Annotated in this window: 14 protein-coding genes; 9 read left to right on the forward strand and 5 right to left on the reverse strand. The window is 65.8% G+C overall.

Annotated features, from left to right (window positions below; genetic code table 11):
* Positions 1-148 precede the first annotated feature (148 nt).
* Together BLEFHOIH_RS00915 and BLEFHOIH_RS00920 are read right to left on the reverse strand one after the other, a co-directional pair.
* A complete protein-coding gene (locus tag BLEFHOIH_RS00915) occupies positions 149-1,948 on the reverse strand; it encodes an autotransporter domain-containing protein (protein WP_170936927.1) in 1,800 nt (599 codons plus the stop codon).
* Between the two features lie 203 nt (positions 1,949-2,151).
* Positions 2,152-3,219, reverse strand: a complete 1,068-nt coding sequence (locus BLEFHOIH_RS00920; RefSeq protein WP_088342608.1) for a COX15/CtaA family protein — start codon at positions 3,217-3,219, stop codon at positions 2,152-2,154.
* A 108-nt stretch (positions 3,220-3,327) separates the two neighbouring features.
* On the opposite strand from BLEFHOIH_RS00920, the gene BLEFHOIH_RS00925 reads away from it, so the two are divergent.
* Both BLEFHOIH_RS00925 and BLEFHOIH_RS26000 read left to right on the forward strand, forming a co-directional pair.
* Positions 3,328-3,528 carry a DUF2842 domain-containing protein gene (locus BLEFHOIH_RS00925; protein WP_170936928.1) on the forward strand — a complete coding sequence of 67 codons (201 nt, stop codon included), beginning with the start codon at positions 3,328-3,330 and terminating at the stop codon, positions 3,526-3,528.
* A gap of 142 nt (positions 3,529-3,670) precedes the next feature.
* Positions 3,671-3,913, forward strand: a complete 243-nt coding sequence (locus BLEFHOIH_RS26000) for a hypothetical protein (protein ID WP_125461526.1) — start codon at positions 3,671-3,673, stop codon at positions 3,911-3,913.
* A 64-nt stretch (positions 3,914-3,977) separates the two neighbouring features.
* Here BLEFHOIH_RS26000 and BLEFHOIH_RS00930 read toward each other — a convergent pair whose 3' ends face one another.
* Complete coding sequence (locus BLEFHOIH_RS00930) at positions 3,978-4,334, reverse strand: thermonuclease family protein (protein ID WP_088342610.1); 357 nt, start codon at positions 4,332-4,334, stop codon at positions 3,978-3,980.
* Between the two features lie 252 nt (positions 4,335-4,586).
* On the opposite strand from BLEFHOIH_RS00930, the gene BLEFHOIH_RS00935 reads away from it, so the two are divergent.
* Positions 4,587-5,639 (forward strand): peptidase M42, encoded by a 1,053-nt coding sequence (locus BLEFHOIH_RS00935; protein WP_088342611.1) that lies wholly within the window; start codon positions 4,587-4,589, stop codon positions 5,637-5,639.
* Positions 5,640-5,784: 145 nt separating this feature from the next.
* Here the strand turns inward: BLEFHOIH_RS00935 and BLEFHOIH_RS00940 are convergent, their stop codons facing one another.
* Positions 5,785-7,593 (reverse strand): ice-binding family protein, encoded by a 1,809-nt coding sequence (locus tag BLEFHOIH_RS00940; protein ID WP_125461527.1) that lies wholly within the window; start codon positions 7,591-7,593, stop codon positions 5,785-5,787.
* A gap of 494 nt (positions 7,594-8,087) precedes the next feature.
* Here BLEFHOIH_RS00940 and BLEFHOIH_RS00945 point away from each other — a divergent pair, with 494 nt between their 5' ends.
* The 6 genes from BLEFHOIH_RS00945 (at position 8,088) to BLEFHOIH_RS00970 (ending at position 15,788) form a co-directional block, all read left to right on the forward strand.
* Positions 8,088-9,056, forward strand: coding sequence for a tripartite tricarboxylate transporter substrate-binding protein (locus tag BLEFHOIH_RS00945; protein ID WP_088342613.1), 969 nt, complete (start codon positions 8,088-8,090; stop codon positions 9,054-9,056).
* A gap of 8 nt (positions 9,057-9,064) precedes the next feature.
* Complete coding sequence (locus tag BLEFHOIH_RS00950; protein WP_088342614.1) at positions 9,065-9,547, forward strand: tripartite tricarboxylate transporter TctB family protein; 483 nt, start codon at positions 9,065-9,067, stop codon at positions 9,545-9,547.
* Positions 9,548-9,557: 10 nt separating this feature from the next.
* On the forward strand, positions 9,558-11,057 hold the full coding sequence (locus tag BLEFHOIH_RS00955; RefSeq protein ID WP_170936929.1) for a tripartite tricarboxylate transporter permease: 1,500 nt from the start codon (positions 9,558-9,560) through the stop codon (positions 11,055-11,057).
* 208 nt (positions 11,058-11,265) lie between these two features.
* Complete coding sequence (locus BLEFHOIH_RS00960; protein WP_088342615.1) at positions 11,266-13,005, forward strand: cation:proton antiporter; 1,740 nt, start codon at positions 11,266-11,268, stop codon at positions 13,003-13,005.
* 219 nt (positions 13,006-13,224) lie between these two features.
* The gene (locus BLEFHOIH_RS00965; RefSeq protein ID WP_088342616.1) at positions 13,225-14,616 is read left to right on the forward strand and encodes a pyridoxal-phosphate dependent enzyme; all 1,392 of its coding nucleotides are present in this window, start codon (positions 13,225-13,227) and stop codon (positions 14,614-14,616) included.
* Positions 14,613-15,788 (forward strand): PLP-dependent aspartate aminotransferase family protein, encoded by a 1,176-nt coding sequence (locus BLEFHOIH_RS00970; RefSeq protein WP_088342617.1) that lies wholly within the window; start codon positions 14,613-14,615, stop codon positions 15,786-15,788. Before BLEFHOIH_RS00965 ends, BLEFHOIH_RS00970 begins: the two co-directional genes overlap by 4 nt.
* Before the next feature lie 191 nt (positions 15,789-15,979).
* Here the strand turns inward: BLEFHOIH_RS00970 and BLEFHOIH_RS00975 are convergent, their stop codons facing one another.
* Positions 15,980-16,771, reverse strand: a complete 792-nt coding sequence (locus BLEFHOIH_RS00975; RefSeq protein ID WP_088342618.1) for an SDR family oxidoreductase — start codon at positions 16,769-16,771, stop codon at positions 15,980-15,982.
* Positions 16,772-16,798 lie beyond the last annotated feature (27 nt).

Consider the following 16,798-nt stretch of genomic DNA (forward strand, 5'->3'; position numbering starts at 1 on the left):
CTACGCGCGGAGCCTCCTAGGGCGGGAACGAGCATTCGCTTGTTCGTCATCCACGGAGCGGGGACCCAGTACGCCGCAGCCGCCGCCTCGAGCCACGGCCTCGGTGCCGCGATGCCCCCCGCGCCTCTGCATACCTCAACGACGGCACTCAATCCTTCCCGCCGCCGAGTCCTTCCTCCGGCCCGCCGAGCGGAATCCTCAGCGTGAGCCGTCCAGAATGCACTTCGTCGTCGCCGTCCTGGAAGGAGACGCCGTACTCCGCGCCAAGCGTTGCGGTCTCGGTCACATACGCGCTCAGGCCCGCCTTCAGAAAGAAGCCGCGCGCGGACGGGTCCGTGTCGATGTCGACCGCATGCGCGGTATTATTCACCAGCTTCGCGCTGTAGCCGTCCTCGACCGAAAACAGATCCTCGTAACCCGCTTCGACATAGGCGACCGAGCGCAGATCATGGAAGACCTGCGACGAGGCCCGAAGCCGCGCCGTCCAGAAGCCGGCGTCGATCTCGCGCTCCGAATATCCCAATGCCAGCAGCGGTGCGCTCTCGGAGAACGCGCCGACATCGGCCGACAGATAGCCGACGCGCAGCGCCGGCGTCAGCGTGATGCCGCCCGTCTTGAGCTGCGTGCCGAGCGTTGCCGCAAGGCTATAGGCGGTGCTGTCCGTGTCGTCGGCCTTGCCGAACACCGTCGGAAAGGTCGTGTCACGGCGGATGTCGTCGTAATCGGTGAACGACACGCCGCCCTCGACGCCGACGAAGAACGGTGCCATCGAATAGAGCGCGTAAATATCCGCCTGCGTGGTGGTGGCATCCGAGTTCAGTCTTGCGGCGTCAACCTGACCGCGTAAATGCGCCAGAGCACCACCGAAGGTCAATCCGTACTGCTTCGTATCGAAACCGGCGCGAATTCCGGCTAGCTGATAGTCGTTGGCGCCGGTCCCGATGATTTCGGCATAGAGACCGCCGGAGGTGTGATCGTCGAGCATCGACACGCCGCGCCGGAACAGAATGTCGGACGCCTCGAGCCGTGTGGACACCGCCACATCGCCGAGCGCCGCCACATCCTTGCCGTGCTCGTCGGTGGAGAGCAGCGCGGCGGCGTATTGGGCGAGGAAACGATGACCGGCGGCGGTCGGGTGCACGCCGTCCCAGAATTGAAATTGGTCCGGGTTCGAACATTGGTTGGCCGCGCTGATGAAGCACGGGCTGTCGACATTGGTAAAGCCGAACGCCGCCGGATTGGCGAGCGCAACTGCAAGCGTGGCATGCAGGTCCATCTGGATGATGTTCGCCTGCGGAAAGGCCGCCGCGAGCTGACGGAGCCCTTGGTCGAGCTGCTGATTGAATGCATTGGTCGCCGCCGTCGCCGCCGGGTCGCCGCTATGGGCCGGGGTCGCGCCGAGATCCGGCAGATTGCCGACAAGGATCGTCCGCCCCCCCGCGCCGATCACGGCACCCACATTTTGCGTCTGCGTAACCGCGGCACTCAGCGCGACCGAGGGGACGAAGCCGAGGTCGAAAAGATCGTTGGCTCCGGCCAGCATGGTCACGAGGTCGTTCTCGCCGAACCGGCCGCCGGCGAGCAGAAAGGCTCCGATCTGGAGGCGCTCGGAGGGCAGGTCGCCGTCCACGGTGCGCGCGCCGCCGACCGCCAGATTGACATCGCCCGTCACGGCCCCGAGGTTGACCGAAAAGCCTGGCCCCCAGAATCGCGCCTGCGAACTCTCTCCGGCACCGAAATTGGCGGTGCCGGCCAAAATCTCAGCAAAGGTCGGCCCGTTGGAAAAACGGCCGCCTATATAGTCGGGCAGACCGATCGCCGCTTTGAGATTGCCATTATCCGAAAGGCTGTCGCCGAAGCTGATCACCCGGTCGTAATCGTCCGGACCTGCTTGCGCCGGTCCGATCAGCGCCATGCACAAGGCGACGCAAGAAATTGCGTGTTTCAAGATGTTCCCTCCCCCGGCCGGGTATTGTTTCCCGGCTTTCATGCCCAATTCTTAGGCTAGTGAAGAAGGAGGCGGCGGCGCAAATGCTTTCGCCCGCAAAAAGCCGAGTGAATTCAAAGCGAGACTTGTTATATCCGCAACTGATGCGTTCCGATCACAGATCGCCGCTCATAATTCGCGCAAGTATTGCCGTGCCGGGAAATCTAAGCCGCGTGCAGGCGTCGATGGAGTTGATAAAGCGCGAGGCCGAACAGCACCAGCGCCCCGGCCTGATGCGCCAGCGCGAGGCCGATCTGCAATTGGCTGAGCAGGGCGAAGACGCCGAGCGCGATCTGGCAGAGGATAACCGCGAACACCGTCAGCGTCAGGGCCCGTGCGCCCGCATCGGTTCCGCGCCACGCCAGAACCAGATTCACCACCCCAGCCAGCGCGGTGAGATAGGCGACCATTCGGTGATTGAACTGCACCGTCAGCACATTCTCGAACGCGTTCAGGTACCACGGCTCCATGGCGCCAAGTCCGCTCGGGATCAGCGCGCCGTCCATCAGAGGCCAGGTATTATGCGACAGCCCGGCATCTGTCCCCGCGACGAAGCCGCCGAGGATGATCTGCAGAAACACCAGCCCGGCGAACAGGGCCGCGGCGAACACCGGCAATCCCGCCTTTTCCTCGCGGCGCCCCGCGCGCAGACCGAACGCCACCCAGAGCATTGCGCCGAAAATCAGCACGGCGAGCCCGAGATGCGCGGCGAGCCGGTATTGGCTGACATCGGTGCGCTCGGCGAGGCCGCTCTTGACCATGTACCAGCCGAGCGCGCCTTGCGCGCCGCCGAGCACGAACAGGCCGATCATCTTCGGCAGCAGGCGGCGGGGGATCATGCCGCGCGCCCAAAACACCAGGAACGGCAACAGGAAGGCGATGCCGATGAAGCGGCCGAGGAAGCGATGCGACCATTCCCACCAATAGATCGCCTTAAATTCGGCGAGGCTCATGCCCTTGTTGATGAGCTGATATTCGGGAATCTGCTGGTATTTCTGGAATGCGTCCTGCCAGTCGGCGGATGTCAGCGGCGGGATGGCGCCGAGCAGCGGCTTCCATTCGGTGATCGAGAGGCCGGAATCGGTCAGCCGCGTCGCCCCGCCGACGATCACCATGGCAAAGATCAGCCCCGCCACGGCAAAGAGCCAGATCCGCAGCGCGGCTTGGCTCGCCTCGCCCGGATCGGAGCGGAGAGCGGCGGTCGCGGGGGCGTGGCGGTCGGCGATGCTCATGAACTACAGCTAGCGCCGATGCCGCCGCGCCACAATAGGGTGAATGACGCCTCGACAGGCCAAATCGCCGCTTCGCGCTTTGCCGGATCATGCATTAGAGCTAAGGCCATGAATGTCCGTCTCAGAAAATTCATCGGCGCGCTCGGCCTGATCGTCTTCTCGCTGGTGTTCTACACTTTCGCGATTTCGGTGGCGATCGCGCGCCTGCCCGGCCTCGCCACGCCCTGGCACATCCTGTTCTATTTCCTGACCGTGGTGATCTGGTTCATCCCTTGCGCGCTGCTGATCCGCTGGATCCAGAAGCCCTGATCCGGCGGCATCTTCCGCCGGCCCGCTCAGATCAAACCTCGCCCCAGGCTGACCTTGCCCGAATCGTCAGGCCCAAAACGCTACACGCCTCGCCGAATTGTGTTAGAATTGTGCCTGACGTGAATGCGTAGGGAGACGATTCATGCCTGGGGACGGGAACTCACAAGAATTTAAGGTCATCGCCAAGGATTGCGGGGATTGCGGCTGCGGCTGCCCCACCGTGATGGAAGGCGGCTCGCCGGAAGACGTGGTCATCGTCGGCAAGCTCGACGCCATCGTGCTGAACAGCGCGGCGGTGCAGAAGCATACCGGCGAAGGCGAGATCGCCGTGGTCATTCCCAAAAGCCTTCTGATCGAGGCGGCCAAGGCGCTGCGCCTGGCGTAAACGCCTCAGTGGGCGATCGGATCAATGTTCGGCGGCCGGTTTGGCCGTCGTCTTTTTTCCCGCCTCACGTCCCGCACCAGCCATCGCGCTTCTTGCCGTGATAGGGCCGGGCTAAGCCCTCGCCGATCAGGATCTCGCCGACATCCTTGCCGTTCGCCGTGACGGTGGCGAGGGTGCGCCCGTAGCGGTCGCGCTTGCCGCTTTCCAAAACCTTCACTTCGCTGGTGGCGAGCAGCTCTTCCAGCCGCTGCTTGGCGGCGAGGCCCAATTCGCGCTCGGCGTCGCATTTGGCGAAATGGGTTTCCGGCGTGTCGAAGCCGAGCAGGCGATAGGTGACGCCATAGGGCGCCTTGATGGTGTCGCCGTCGACGACGATATAGGCGGCGAGCGCGTAGAAGGCGAAACGCAGGGCGTGTTTCATCGGTCAGCGTCTCCATGGCAGGGCCGTTGGCGGCCGCGCGGATACGCATCACTTGGGAGAATCCGTACGGGAATCTACGTATAGTTCTGGGATTTGCGGGAGGGCGCAAGCCGCTTGGCGCGGTTCGCACAGCAAATTCTGGAGTCGCCGTCCTTATGCCGCTCCGTGAGCGTCAATCGGTGGTTGCGGCTGGCGCGCAAGGCGGGCAGAATTTGCCTCGACCGACCGCCACACCTCCGGACAGCCCCGACCTTGTCGAGCCACGCGCCACTCATCGACCTCCTGAAACTGCTGATGCGCAGTCCGAGCGTCGTCGGCGCGGAACACTCCTTCTTTCGCGTCTTGCAGCGCGAGCTCGAGGAACGCGGCGCGGACGTCACCTGGTACGAGGGCGTGCTGGTGGCGCGCGGCGACCGGCCGGACAGCATGATGTTCTCCGCCCATATCGACCGCCACGGCCTGATCTGCACCGGGCCGAACGAGTTCCAATATGCCGCCTTCGTCGCCGGCAGCCGCTCCGACCTGCTCGGCAATTCCGTCTCCGAAGAGCTGATGCTGACCATCGCCGACCGCTTCGAGGGCGTGCCGGTCTATGCCTATGAGCCGTGGTCGGGCGCCTATCGCGGCGCGGGGGCGATCAGCCTCGCCTCGATCTGCGAGCACCGGCACAATCTGATTTTCGAGGTGAGCGGGCTCGAGCATCTGGTCGCCGGGACGCCCGTTGCCTTGCGCGACAGCCTGCGGATCGATGACGAGCATTTCGTCGGCCAGCTCGACAATGTGCTGACCGCCGCGATCCTCGTCTATCTGTTCGAGATCGGCTTTCGCGGCACCGCCTTCTTCACGGCGCAGGAGGAGGCCGGACGGAGCTGGCGCTATCTGCTGGAATGGTTCCGGCGCTTCGGCGGCTCGACCAACCAGCTCGTGGTGCTCGACACCAGCGCCTATCCGAACCGCGACGAAGCCGACCGCCAGCATGTCGTCCTGCGCTCGCGCGACGCCAATGCCGGCTTCAACATCGAGCTGACCAAGCAATTGGAAGCGCTCTGCCGCGAACGGCATATCGCCTTCAGCTACAAGGACCATTATATCGCGGCGGACAATGAGCGGCTGGCCGCGGCTGGGATGAAGCCGCGCTCGCTCGGCAGCACCGAGATGGGCCGCATCATCGCGGCCTCGAACGGGCTGGTGGATGGCACCACGCTGCAAATCCCGACGACGGGCTATCACACCATGCAGGAAACGGCGGCGGTTGAATCCTGCGAGGCTTTCATCCGCCTGCTGGCGGATGTGGCGCGGATTTGAGGCGCGGACGCCGCTCGCAATTCCATCTCCCGTCGCCCCGGCCGTAAGAGCCGGGGCCCACTCGCATCTCCCTTTGCCGCAGCGGTCGCGGATCGGCCATTGCGTCCCGGCTCACCACTTCGCGGCGTCCGGGACGACGACTGGGTTACCACGCGATGCGGACGCCACCATTGCCGGAATAGATCTGGGTGTCGTCAGAGAACTCGCCGTCGAAATAGGCGAAGACGGCGATACGGTCGGTCAGATCGAGGCGGAAACCGGCGTCGACCTTGGCCGCGTCCTCCGCCGCCGGTGCGCCGAAGGCCGTGAAGGACACCGCCGGCGATTGCGTCAGGAAGCCGTCGAGGTCGCGGTCGGGCTCGAATTCATGCACCCAGGCGACCCGGGCGAAGGGGGTGAGAATGCGCCCCTCATCCATCAGGATGCGCGTATCGAGCTGCACGCCGACCGAACTCGTCACCGACGTGGTTGAATCGCCGTCGAAGCTCAGCCCGAGAATGCCGGGTCCGCCGCCAATGGCCCGGCTGTCCTCGGTGAAATCCTCGCTGTTCAGATAGGCGACGCCGGCGCCGACGAAGGGCGTCACGTAGAAGCGGTTGACAGGCTGTTTCCAGCCGGCTTCGAAGCGGGCGGCAAAGCCGTCGCTGTCGAAGGAGGAGTTGGCGCGCTCATTCACCAGCCAGTCGATGAAACGGTCGGTGTCATTGTGGAAATGAGCATAGTCGGCGGCGCCGGCCACATAGGCCCGGCCATAGGTCTTCACGCCATAAACGCCGACATGGCCGCCCTCGCCCTGGCCATGCGTCGTCACGTCATCGACGGAAAAGCGCGCATTGCTGTAGCCGGCCGCGATGCCGACGAGGGTGGTCGGGTCGAATTGATAATCGAGACCGACCGAGAAGCCGAGCGTCTCGGTGTCGAGATCGTTGCTACCCTCATTGCGATCGCCGTCGAAATGTCCCGTACCGCCATAGCCGGTCGTCCACAGCCGCCAGGTCCGGCGCGGATCGAGTTGCGGCATGATGCCGTCCCAGCCTGCCGGGGCGGCGTCTTTCAGCGATCCGCCCGGCATATCCTTGAAGGATTGCGGCGTGATGCCGGTATAGTCCTCAGGCCCGCCGTCGCGCCAGAACATGCCCTGCCTCATCATCGACAGGCCGAACAATCCGAGCGCGCCGAAGCTGGCATTCTGGAATCCGGTGACGCCCGAGCCGAACAGGGTGCCGGTCGGAATATCGTTGCCAGTGCCGCCGGGAATATCCGGAGGAACGACGCCGTTGATGCAGAGGGTGATGGCATTGTTGTCGAGCGTCACCGCGCCGTTCTGGGCAAGAGCCCGGCCGCAGGTGATCGAGGCGCCCGTATTGAGCGTGATGCTGGTCAGGGCGAGGATGTTGCCGGCGAAGCGCGTGTTGGTGCCGAGCGTCGCCGAACTGCCGACCGCCCAGAAGACATTGTCGCCATTCGCGCCATTGATCAGCAGGACCGCCGAATTGCTGGCCGTGGTCAGCGTGGAGCCGATCTGGAAGACAAATCGCGCCGCGGAATTGCCTTGCCCGTTGAGGGTCAGCAGACCCGTGAGCTGCGCCGAGGTGGCGAAGCTGTAGACCGCCGGGGAGAGCACGAGATTGCCCAGATTCTGGCCGGTCAGATTGACCTGGGAGGGCAGGGCCTGCAGGGCATTGTAAGCGGTGATCGTATCAACGCGGGCCTGCGCGGCGAGGGCATCGGCGGCATGGATCGACGCCGGCGCGACGACGATGCCGGGCGGAAACCCGACGATGGCGGTTCCCGGCGAAGTGCCGACATTGCCCCGGATCACGCTCGGGCCGGTATTGGTGACCGTGCTGGAGCCGAGCACGCCGAAAAACTCGGCGGTGCCAAGATTTTGCGCTTCCGCCTCGCTGGAGAATACCACGCCGCCAACACCAAGCGCGGCTGCCACGACAGCCATCGCCAGCGGACTGCGCCGTCCCGCGCCGGCCACGCGGCGCGACCGCTTGCGGCTCGCGGGCCGGCAATGAGATTTTTGACCCGGTCCGGGGCTGAAAATCGGTTCCACGAGCGCTCTCCCAATCGATTCTGATTCAATCTGTGGTTGTGCATATCTCTTTTGCCCCCTTGCGTAAACTGGGGACAACCGCTTTGTCCTTTGACTGTTACCGGGATGCAACGTCTTCGGATGAATGCAAATTGTGCGATCTCCCCCAGTTTCGCGGGCGGCGCGCGGGCGCGGAAAACGTCGGTTCCGGCGGCGTTTCCAGCCGCCTCTCGCTTCGCCGTCCGGTCCCGCACAACCTGCCGGACCCACTCGTCTTTTCGCGAATTTGGGACTAGGGTGATGCCGATCCGCGCCGGCAACGGGCGGACAAGAACGCGCGCTGCGAGCACAGCGGCCGCCGATCGCCGTCCCAAGGGGAGCGTCGCGGCAAATTGGGAGGTTATTGAATGTCGTCTCTGAAACGGATCGTTGCCGCTTGCGCCCTCGCCGCGCTCGCAGGCGCCGGATTTGCCGCCCGCGCGCTGGCGCAGGCCGAATTGAAGATCGTCGCGCCCGCAGCGCCCGGCGGCGGCTGGGACCAGACCGCGCGCGCCATGCAGAATGCGCTGGTCGCCAGTGGCGCGGCCAAGAGCGCCCAGGTCATCAACATCCCCGGCGCGGGCGGTACGGTCGGCCTTGCCCAGTTCATCAACAGCGCCAAGGGCGACGGCAACCAGCTCATGGTCAACGGCCTCGTCATGGTCGGCGCCATCATCACCAACAAGGCGCCCGTCAGCCTCGACCAGGTGACGCCGATCGCCCGACTTACCGGCGAATATGAAGCCATCGTCGTCCCGGCCAATTCGCCGATCAAGGACGCCAAGGACCTCGCCGCCGCCGTCAAGGCCGACCCGGCGAAAGTCACCTGGGCGGGCGGCTCGGCGGGCGGCGTCGACCACATTCTCGTCGGCCTGTTCGCCAAGACGGTCGGCGCCGATCCGACCAAGATCAACTACATCCCCTTCTCCGGCGGCGGCGAAGCGCTGGCGGCCGTGCTCGGCGGCAAGGTGACGGCGGGCGTCTCCGGCTATGGCGAGTTCGAGGGCCAGATCAAATCCGGCAAGCTGCGCCTGATCGCCATCACCTCGGCCGAGCGCCTGCCCAATGTCAACGGCCCGACGCTGAAGGAACAGGGCATCGACCTCGACGTCGTCAACTGGCGCTCGGTCTTCGCCGCGCCCGGCATCACGCCCGAGCAGCGCAAGGCCCTGATCGATGCCGTCGACAAGATGAACGCCTCGCCGGCCTGGGCCGAGATCCTGAAGGCCAAGGGCTGGGACAATGTCTATCTCTCCGGCGATGCTTTCGCGGCCTTCCTGAAGGTGGAGCAGGAGCGCGTGTCGAGCGTTCTCGCCTCCATCGGCCTCGGCAAGTAGTCGCTCCGATGAGCGGCGATCCGAAGCCCTCCGGCCGCCGCGACGCGGCCGGATTCTTCATTGCGGCCGGGCTGCTCGCCTTCGCCGTGCTGATCTCCTGGGATGCCTCCAATCACGGCGCGGGGCCTGCCTATTCGCGCATCGGCCCGGCAGCGGCGGCCTATGCCGTCGCCGCCGGCCTCGCCGTCATCGGCGCCGCCAGCCTGCTCGCCGCATGGCGCGGCGAGGCGCCGGAGCGCGAGACCTTCGACCTGCTGCCGGTCATCCTCATCCTCGTCGGTCTTGCCGGCCAGATCGCGGCCATCGCCTTCGGCGGCGGCTTCATCCTCGGCGCCACCGTGCTGTTCGCCGCGACGGCGCGCGCCTTCGGCCGCAAGGCGCTGATCGCCGACGCCGCCATCGGCTTCACGCTGTCTTTCCTGGTCTATCTGATGTTCACCAAACTGCTTTCGCTCAGCCTGCCGCAAGGGCCCTTCGAGCGGCTTTTCTAAGGGGTCCGCCGTGGATACGTTCTCAGCCCTGCTGCAAGGCCTCACCGTCGCAACCCAGCCGATGAACCTGGTCTTCGCGCTCATCGGCGTCTTTCTCGGCACCGCCGTCGGCGTGCTGCCGGGCATCGGCCCCGCCCTCACCGTGGCGCTGCTCCTGCCGGTCACCTACAAGCTCGACCCGGCCGGCTCGCTGATCATGTTCGCCGGCATCTATTATGGCGGCATGTATGGCGGCTCTACCACGGCGATCCTGCTCAACACGCCCGGCGAAAGCGCCTCGCTCGCCACCACCATCGAGGGCAACAAGATGGCGAAGGCCGGCCGGGGCGGCCCGGCGCTGGCGACCTCGGCCATCGGCTCCTTCGTCGCCGGCACCATCGCCACCATCGGCATCGTCTTCCTGGCGCCCTGGCTGGTGGAGGTCGCCATCAACTTCGGCCCCGCCGATTATTTCGCGCTGATGGTGCTCGCCTTCGTCACCATTTCCGCGACCTTCGGCGCCTCCCCCTTGCGCGGCCTGACCAGCCTGTTCGTCGGCCTCGCCCTCGGCCTGATCGGCATCGACGAGCTGTCCGGCCAGGCGCGTCTGGCCTTCGGCGTGCCGGATCTCCTCGACGGCATCGAGGTGACGACGCTGGCGGTCGGCCTGTTCGCCGTCGGCGAGGCGATGTATGTGGCCTCGCGCTGGCGTCACGCGCCGGAGACCATCGAGCCGGTGCGCGGCTCGCTTTGGATGACGCGGGGCGATTGGCTGCGCTCCTGGAAGCCTTGGCTGCGCGGCACCATGCTCGGCTTCCCGATCGGCGCCTTGCCGGCCGGCGGCGCGGAAATCCCGACCTTCCTCTCCTATTCGCTGGAAAAACGGCTGGCCAAGCATCCGGAGGAATTCGGCCATGGCGCCATCGAAGGCGTCGCGGGGCCGGAGGCGGCCAACAACGCCTCGGCGGCGGGCACGCTGGTGCCGCTGCTGACGCTCGGCCTGCCGACCTCGGCGACGGCGGCGATGATGCTGGCCGGCTTCCAGCAATACGGCCTCAATCCCGGACCGCTGCTGTTCGCCGAGCGCCCGGATCTGGTCTGGGGCCTCGTCGCCAGCCTGCTGATCGCCAATTTCATGCTGCTGGTGCTCAACCTGCCGCTGGTCGGCCTGTGGGTGAGGCTGCTCGCCATCCCGCAGCCCTGGCTCTATGCGGGCATCCTCTTGTTCGCCTCGATGGGGACGATCGCGGCAAAACCCTCGGTGGTCGAGCTGTCGATGCTGGCGATTTTCGGCGTCATGGGCTTCCTGATGCGCCGCTACGACTACCCGGTGGCGCCCGTCATCATCGGGCTGATATTGGGGCCGCTCGCGGAGCAGCAACTCCGCCGCGCCCTCTCCATCAGTCTCGGCGATCCGCTGGCGCTGGTCGAAAGCCCCACCGCCGCGATCCTGCTGACCATCGCCTTGATCGCGCTGGTGGCACCGTTCGTATCGGGCAAGCTCAGCCGCTTCAAGGCGGATGAGGATTAGGCTTCCTCTCGTCGTCCCGGACACCGCGCAGCGGTGAGCCGGGACCCAACGGCCGATCCGCGAGCGCTGCGGCAAGAGGAGATGCGAGTAGGCCCCGGCTCTTCGGCCGGGGCGACGAGTGGGCGAGCGTCTTTTCGCCCGCCGCAAGGCTGCGGCGCGGGAAAGGCATGGTGCCGGCGGCACATCCTGCGTCTAAGATGGCAGGATCATGGAGCACGCCTCGCCCGTCATCGCCACGATCGTCATCTCGCTGGTGTTCGCCTATGCGGGCGGGCTGGCGGCGCGATTGATCGGCCTGCCCAACATCGTCGGCTATCTCGTCGCCGGCATCATCGTCGGCCCCTACACGCCCGGCTTCATCGCCGACCCGAAACTGACAACCGAACTCGCCGAAATCGGCGTCGCGCTCCTGATGTTCACCATCGGCCTGCATTTCTCGCTGCGCGACCTTACCGTCGTCTGGCATATCGCCGTGCCGGGCGCGCTGGTGCAGATCGCGGGCTGTACCGCCCTCGGCTACGGCATCGGGCTGCTGCTCGGCTGGCCGCCCGGCGCGGCGCTCATCCTCGGCCTCGCCATCGCCATTTCCTCGACCGCCGTCGCCACCAAGGCGCTGGAGGAGCGCCGCCAGCTCGCGACCGAGGCCGGACGCATCACGCTTGGCTGGCTCGTCGTGCAGGACGTCGTCGTCATCGTGGCGCTGGTCCTGCTGCCGCTGGTCGCCCGCGAGGCGCCGGACCTGCGAACCCTCGCGCTGCTGACCGGCGAGACCATGCTGATGATCGCCCTCTTCCTCAGCCTGCTGCTCGGCGTCGGCCGCTGGCTGCTGCCGGCCATCCTCGGCTGGACCGCGCGCTTCGGCTCGCAGGAGCTGTTCACCCTCGGCGTCATCGTCATCGCGCTCGGCATCGCCTATGGCTCGGCCTCGCTGCTCGGCCTCTCCGTCGCGCTCGGCGCCTTCTTCGCCGGCATGGTGCTCGGCGAATCCGACTTGAGCTACCAGGCCGCCGCCGAATCCCTGCCGATCCAGAGCATCTTCACCGTGCTGTTCTTCGTCTCGGTCGGCACCCTGTTCAACCCGATGCTGTTCATCACCGCGCCGCTCCAGATCATCTCGCTGGTGATCGCCATCCTCGCCGGCTGCGGCATCATCTTCTTTTTCCTGCTGATCCTGCTCGGTGTGCGCGGCAGCGTCGCGGGGCTCGTCGCCGGGACGCTCGCCCAGGTCGGCGAATTCTCCTTCATCCTGACGACGCTCGCCGCCGGTCTCGGCCTGATGACCGGCACCCAGCAGGGCCTCGTCCTCGCCGCCGCCTTGTCCTCGATCCTGCTGCATTCGCTGACCATCCGGGCCTATGGCAGCCTCGCGGCAAAACTCGACGGCCGCTTCGACCTACCGCTCGGCCCGATGCGCCTGCGCAACCCGCATTCCAACGCCCGCGCGCTCGCCGTCCTGCGCGACCATGTCATCATCGTCGGCCATGGCCGGGTCGGCAGCGTCATCGCCCGGGCGCTGAAAACCGCCGGCCAGACGTTCGTCGTCATCGACGGCCAATGGCGGGTCTCCGAATTCGCCCGCACCGCCGGCACCACGGTGATCTTCGGCGACGCAACGCGCGAGGAGGTGTTCAAGGTCGCCCGCCCCCGCCATGCTAGGTTAATCGTCGTCGCCCTGCCCGACGCCTTCCGCACCCGCCGCGTCATCGAGCTCGCCCGCCAGGCCAATCCGCAGATCGGCATCGTCGCCCGCGCCCATTCCGATGAGGATTACCAATATCTGACCGAGCTGCGGGTCGGCCTCGTCATCATGGGCGAACGCGAGATCGCGCTTTCGATGTCCGATTACACGCTGCGCCAGATGGGCCTCGACGCCGCCAGCGCGCAGGACGTCGTCGACCGGCTCCGCAAGGGGATCCTGGCCAAGAGCAAGAATGCGAGCGCGGCCTGAGACATGCGCATGAATACCATCATCCCCGCATCGCGGTTGACGCGCTCCGCTTCCTCCAATACCCTCCGATACGTCGCTTTTGAGAGAATCGCATACATGTCTCTTTGTTGTTGACCCGGCAGATTGCGCCGATCCGGTTCCGGAACGGGAGAAGGCGTATCCTGGTTTGACGACTATTCCGCTGCGACGACCGGCGCGGAAACCTGTTAGGAGACAGAGATGGATTCATCTCCTTCGGACGCTTCCCCCTCGACCGTACTCGGCCTGATCGGCAACACGCCCATCATCCGGCTGACCAAGTTCGACACCGGGCCCTGCGAGCTGTTCCTGAAGCTGGAGAGCCAGAATCCGGGCGGCTCGATCAAGGACCGCATCGCGCTCGCCATGGTCGAGGCGGCCGAGCGCGATGGCCGGCTGCCGCCCGGCGGCACGCTGGTCGAGGCGACCGCCGGAAATACCGGGCTCGCTTTGGCGCTGGTCGCGGTGCAGAAGGGCTACCGGCTCAAACTGGTCATTCCCGACAAGATGAGCCAGGAGAAGATCTTTCACCTGAAGGCGCTCGGCGCGGAAGTCGTGATGACGCGCTCCGATGTCGAGAAAGGCCATCCCGACTATTACCAGGACAAGGCCCGCGCCATCGCCGAGGCGACGCCCGGCGCGTTCTACGTCAACCAGTTCGAGAACCCCGCCAACCCCGCCGCGCACGAGACCGGCACCGGGCCGGAAATCTGGCGGCAGATGGACCACCGGCTCGACGCCATCGTCTGCGGCGTCGGCAGCGGCGGCACGCTGTCGGGCATCGGCCATTACATGGCCCGCGTCGCGCCGCATGTCGAAATGGTGCTGGCCGATCCCGAAGGCTCGATCCTTGCCCCGCTCGTCAATGAGGGCGTGCGGATCAAGCCGGGAAGCTGGCTGGTCGAGGGGATCGGCGAGGATTTCGTCCCCGACAATTGCGACCTCAGCCTCGTCCGCCGCGCCTATACCATCACCGATGCCGAAAGCATCGCCGCGGCGGGCGATCTGCTCAAACTGGAAGGCGTGCTCTGCGGCTCCTCATCCGGCACGCTGCTGGCCGCCACGCTGAAATATTGCCGCGAGCAGACGGAGCCGAAGCGCGTGCTCACCTTCGCCTGCGACAGCGGCAACAAATATCTGTCGAAGATCTACAATCCCTATTGGCTCGACGATCACGGCATGACCAACCGGCCGCTGACGCATGACCTGCGCGACCTGATCGCCCGGCCATTTTTGCGCGGCGACGTGGTCTGGTCCGCGCCGCAGGAGACGCTGCAGCAGGTCTACGCCAAGATGCGGCTTTACGAGATTTCGCAAGTTCCGGTGATGGACGGGGGCCGCCTTGTCGGTCTGATGGACGAAGCCGATATTCTGACCACCGTCACCAGCAACCCCGCCGCCTTCAACGCGGCGGTCGGCAGCTTGATGCGCCATGAGGTCGAGACCATCGATGTAAAGAGCCCGGTCGCCGAGCTGATCCCGATTTTCGAGCGATGTCGGGCCGCCTGCGTTGTCGATGACGGGCAGTTCCTCGGGCTGATCACGCCCATCGATTTTCTCAATTTCCTGCGCAAGAGAACCGGACAACCATGAGCACAGCTTCCGAAAAAGACAATCTCATCAAGGGTTTCGACACGCGCGCCATCCATGGCGGCCAGCATGTCGACCCGGCCACGCACGCGCTGATTACGCCGATCTACGCCAACGCCACCTATGCCCAGGAATCGCCGGGGGTGCACACCGGCTTCGAATATGGCCGCAGCCAGAACCCGACGCGCTTCGCCTTCGAGCGGGCGGTCGCGGCGCTCGAGGGCGGCCAGGCCGGCTTTGCGTTTTCCTCGGGGCTCGCCGCCTCGGCGACGGTGCTGGAGCTGCTCGACGCGGGCGCGCATGTCATCGCCATCGACGATCTCTATGGCGGCACCTACCGCCTGCTGGAGCGGGTGCGGCGGCGTTCGGCGGGGCTCGAGGTAAGCTATGTCGATCTCACCGATGCATCGAGGCTGAAAGAGGCGATCCGCCCGACCACGCGCATGGTCTGGCTGGAAACCCCGACCAACCCGCTGCTGAAGCTGGCCGACATCGCCGCCATCGCCGAGGAGGCGCACAGGCACGACCTGATTGTCGTCGTCGACAACACCTTTGCCTCGCCCTTTATCCAGCGCCCGCTCGAACTCGGCGCCGACATCACGCTGCATTCGGCGACCAAATATATCAGCGGCCATTCCGACGTCATCGGCGGCGTCGCGGTGGCGAGCCGGCCCGATCTGGTCGACAAGCTCCGCTTCCTGCAAAACGCGGCGGGCGCGATCTCCGGCCCGTTCGACAGTTTCCTGATGCATCGCGGCGTCAAGACGCTCGGCCTGCGCATGGAGCGGCATTCCTCGAACGCCCTGCATCTGGCGGCTTGGCTGGAGGCGCATCCCAAGGTCGAGCGCGTGATCTATCCGGGGCTGGAGAGCCACCCGCAATATGCCCTGGCGCAAAGCCAGATGGGCGGCAAGGGCGGCGGTATGGTGACGGCCTTCCTGAAGGGCGGACGGCCCGCCGTCGATGCCGCCTTGTCGCGCACGCATCTGTTCACGCTCGCCGAGAGTCTGGGCGGCGTCGAGAGCCTGATCGAATATCCCGCCGTGATGACGCACGCCTCGATCCCCGCCGAAATGCGCGCCAAGAGCGGCATCACCGACAGCCTGATCCGCCTCTCCGTCGGCATCGAAGACGTTGCCGATTTGCAGGCCGATCTGGCGCAGGCTTTGGGTTAGTGCGGGATCATTTTGGTTGGAAGCAGTTGCCCTGCTCCTCGCCGCAGCCGAACCCTCTCCGAGGGAAGAGGGTGGCGCGCGAAGCGTGCCGGGTGAGGGGTTGCGGAGTCTCGGCTCGCTCACGAACCCCTCACCCCCGCCCTCTCCCAAGGGAGAGGGGGTTCGGCTGCGGATCGTGACAAAAGAAGGAGCTAAATCCCCTTCGTCGCGCCGCCATCGACGTCGAGGCTGACGCCGTGGACATAGGCGGCGAAAGGGGAGCACAGGAACGCCACCGCCCGCGCGATGTCCACAGGCTCGCCGTAGCGGGTGAGGCTCATGCTCTTCAGCGTGTCGGCATAGGCCTCGTCATAGCTGACGCCCTTTTGCGCCGCATAGGTGCGGATGCGGCCGGCGAGCCGGTCGGTGGCGATATGGCCCGGGTTCACCAGATTGACGCGGATACCGTCGGTGAGCGCCTGATCCGCGATCGCCTTGGTGAAGTTGATCAGCGCCGAATTGACCGGACCGCCGATGGTGAACTCGGCCGCCGGCGTATTGCCTCCGACGCCCGCGATGTTGACGATGGCGCCCTGACTGGCCTTCAGATGCGGCCACGCCGCTTTGCACAGCCTGACCGCGGCATGAAATTTCACCAGGAAGCCGTCGAGCATGTCCTCGTCGGTGAGGGCGAGGAAGCCGCCGCGCTTGGTGGTGCCGGCGCAGTTGACCAGCATATCAACACTGCCGAATGTCGCCACGACGCGCTCAACCACTTCGGCCGGAACGCTGGGCCCGCGCAGATCGACCGCGCATAAAAGCGCCCTGCCCTGCCCGCCTTGCGCAATCTCGGCGGCGAGGCTGTCGAGATCCGCCTGCGTGCGCGCGACCGCCGCGACAGTGGCGCCGAGCCGGGCAAATTCCAGCGCGATGGCCCGGCCGATGCCCCGGCTGGCGCCGGTGACGATGGCGGTCTTACCGGCGAAGGTGAAGTCGAATCCCATGGCGGTCTCCCTATACACAAGGGATTC

It is taken from the genome of Rhodomicrobium sp. R_RK_3, assembly GCF_002198715.1.
Classification (GTDB): domain Bacteria; phylum Pseudomonadota; class Alphaproteobacteria; order Rhizobiales; family Rhodomicrobiaceae; genus R-RK-3.

Coding starts and splice junctions, on each gene's coding strand:
- BLEFHOIH_RS00920 (WP_088342608.1), bottom strand. CDS start 3,219: ATGAGCATCGCCGACCGCCACGCCCCCGCGACCGCCGCTCTCCGCTCC.
- BLEFHOIH_RS00925 (WP_170936928.1), top strand. CDS start 3,328: ATGAATGTCCGTCTCAGAAAATTCATCGGCGCGCTCGGCCTGATCGTC.
- BLEFHOIH_RS26000 (WP_125461526.1), top strand. CDS start 3,671: ATGCCTGGGGACGGGAACTCACAAGAATTTAAGGTCATCGCCAAGGAT.
- BLEFHOIH_RS00930 (WP_088342610.1), bottom strand. CDS start 4,334: ATGAAACACGCCCTGCGTTTCGCCTTCTACGCGCTCGCCGCCTATATC.
- BLEFHOIH_RS00940 (WP_125461527.1), bottom strand. CDS start 7,593: ATGGCTGTCGTGGCAGCCGCGCTTGGTGTTGGCGGCGTGGTATTCTCC.
- BLEFHOIH_RS00945 (WP_088342613.1), top strand. CDS start 8,088: ATGTCGTCTCTGAAACGGATCGTTGCCGCTTGCGCCCTCGCCGCGCTC.
- BLEFHOIH_RS00950 (WP_088342614.1), top strand. CDS start 9,065: ATGAGCGGCGATCCGAAGCCCTCCGGCCGCCGCGACGCGGCCGGATTC.
- BLEFHOIH_RS00960 (WP_088342615.1), top strand. CDS start 11,266: ATGGAGCACGCCTCGCCCGTCATCGCCACGATCGTCATCTCGCTGGTG.
- BLEFHOIH_RS00965 (WP_088342616.1), top strand. CDS start 13,225: ATGGATTCATCTCCTTCGGACGCTTCCCCCTCGACCGTACTCGGCCTG.
- BLEFHOIH_RS00970 (WP_088342617.1), top strand. CDS start 14,613: ATGAGCACAGCTTCCGAAAAAGACAATCTCATCAAGGGTTTCGACACG.
- BLEFHOIH_RS00975 (WP_088342618.1), bottom strand. CDS start 16,771: ATGGGATTCGACTTCACCTTCGCCGGTAAGACCGCCATCGTCACCGGC.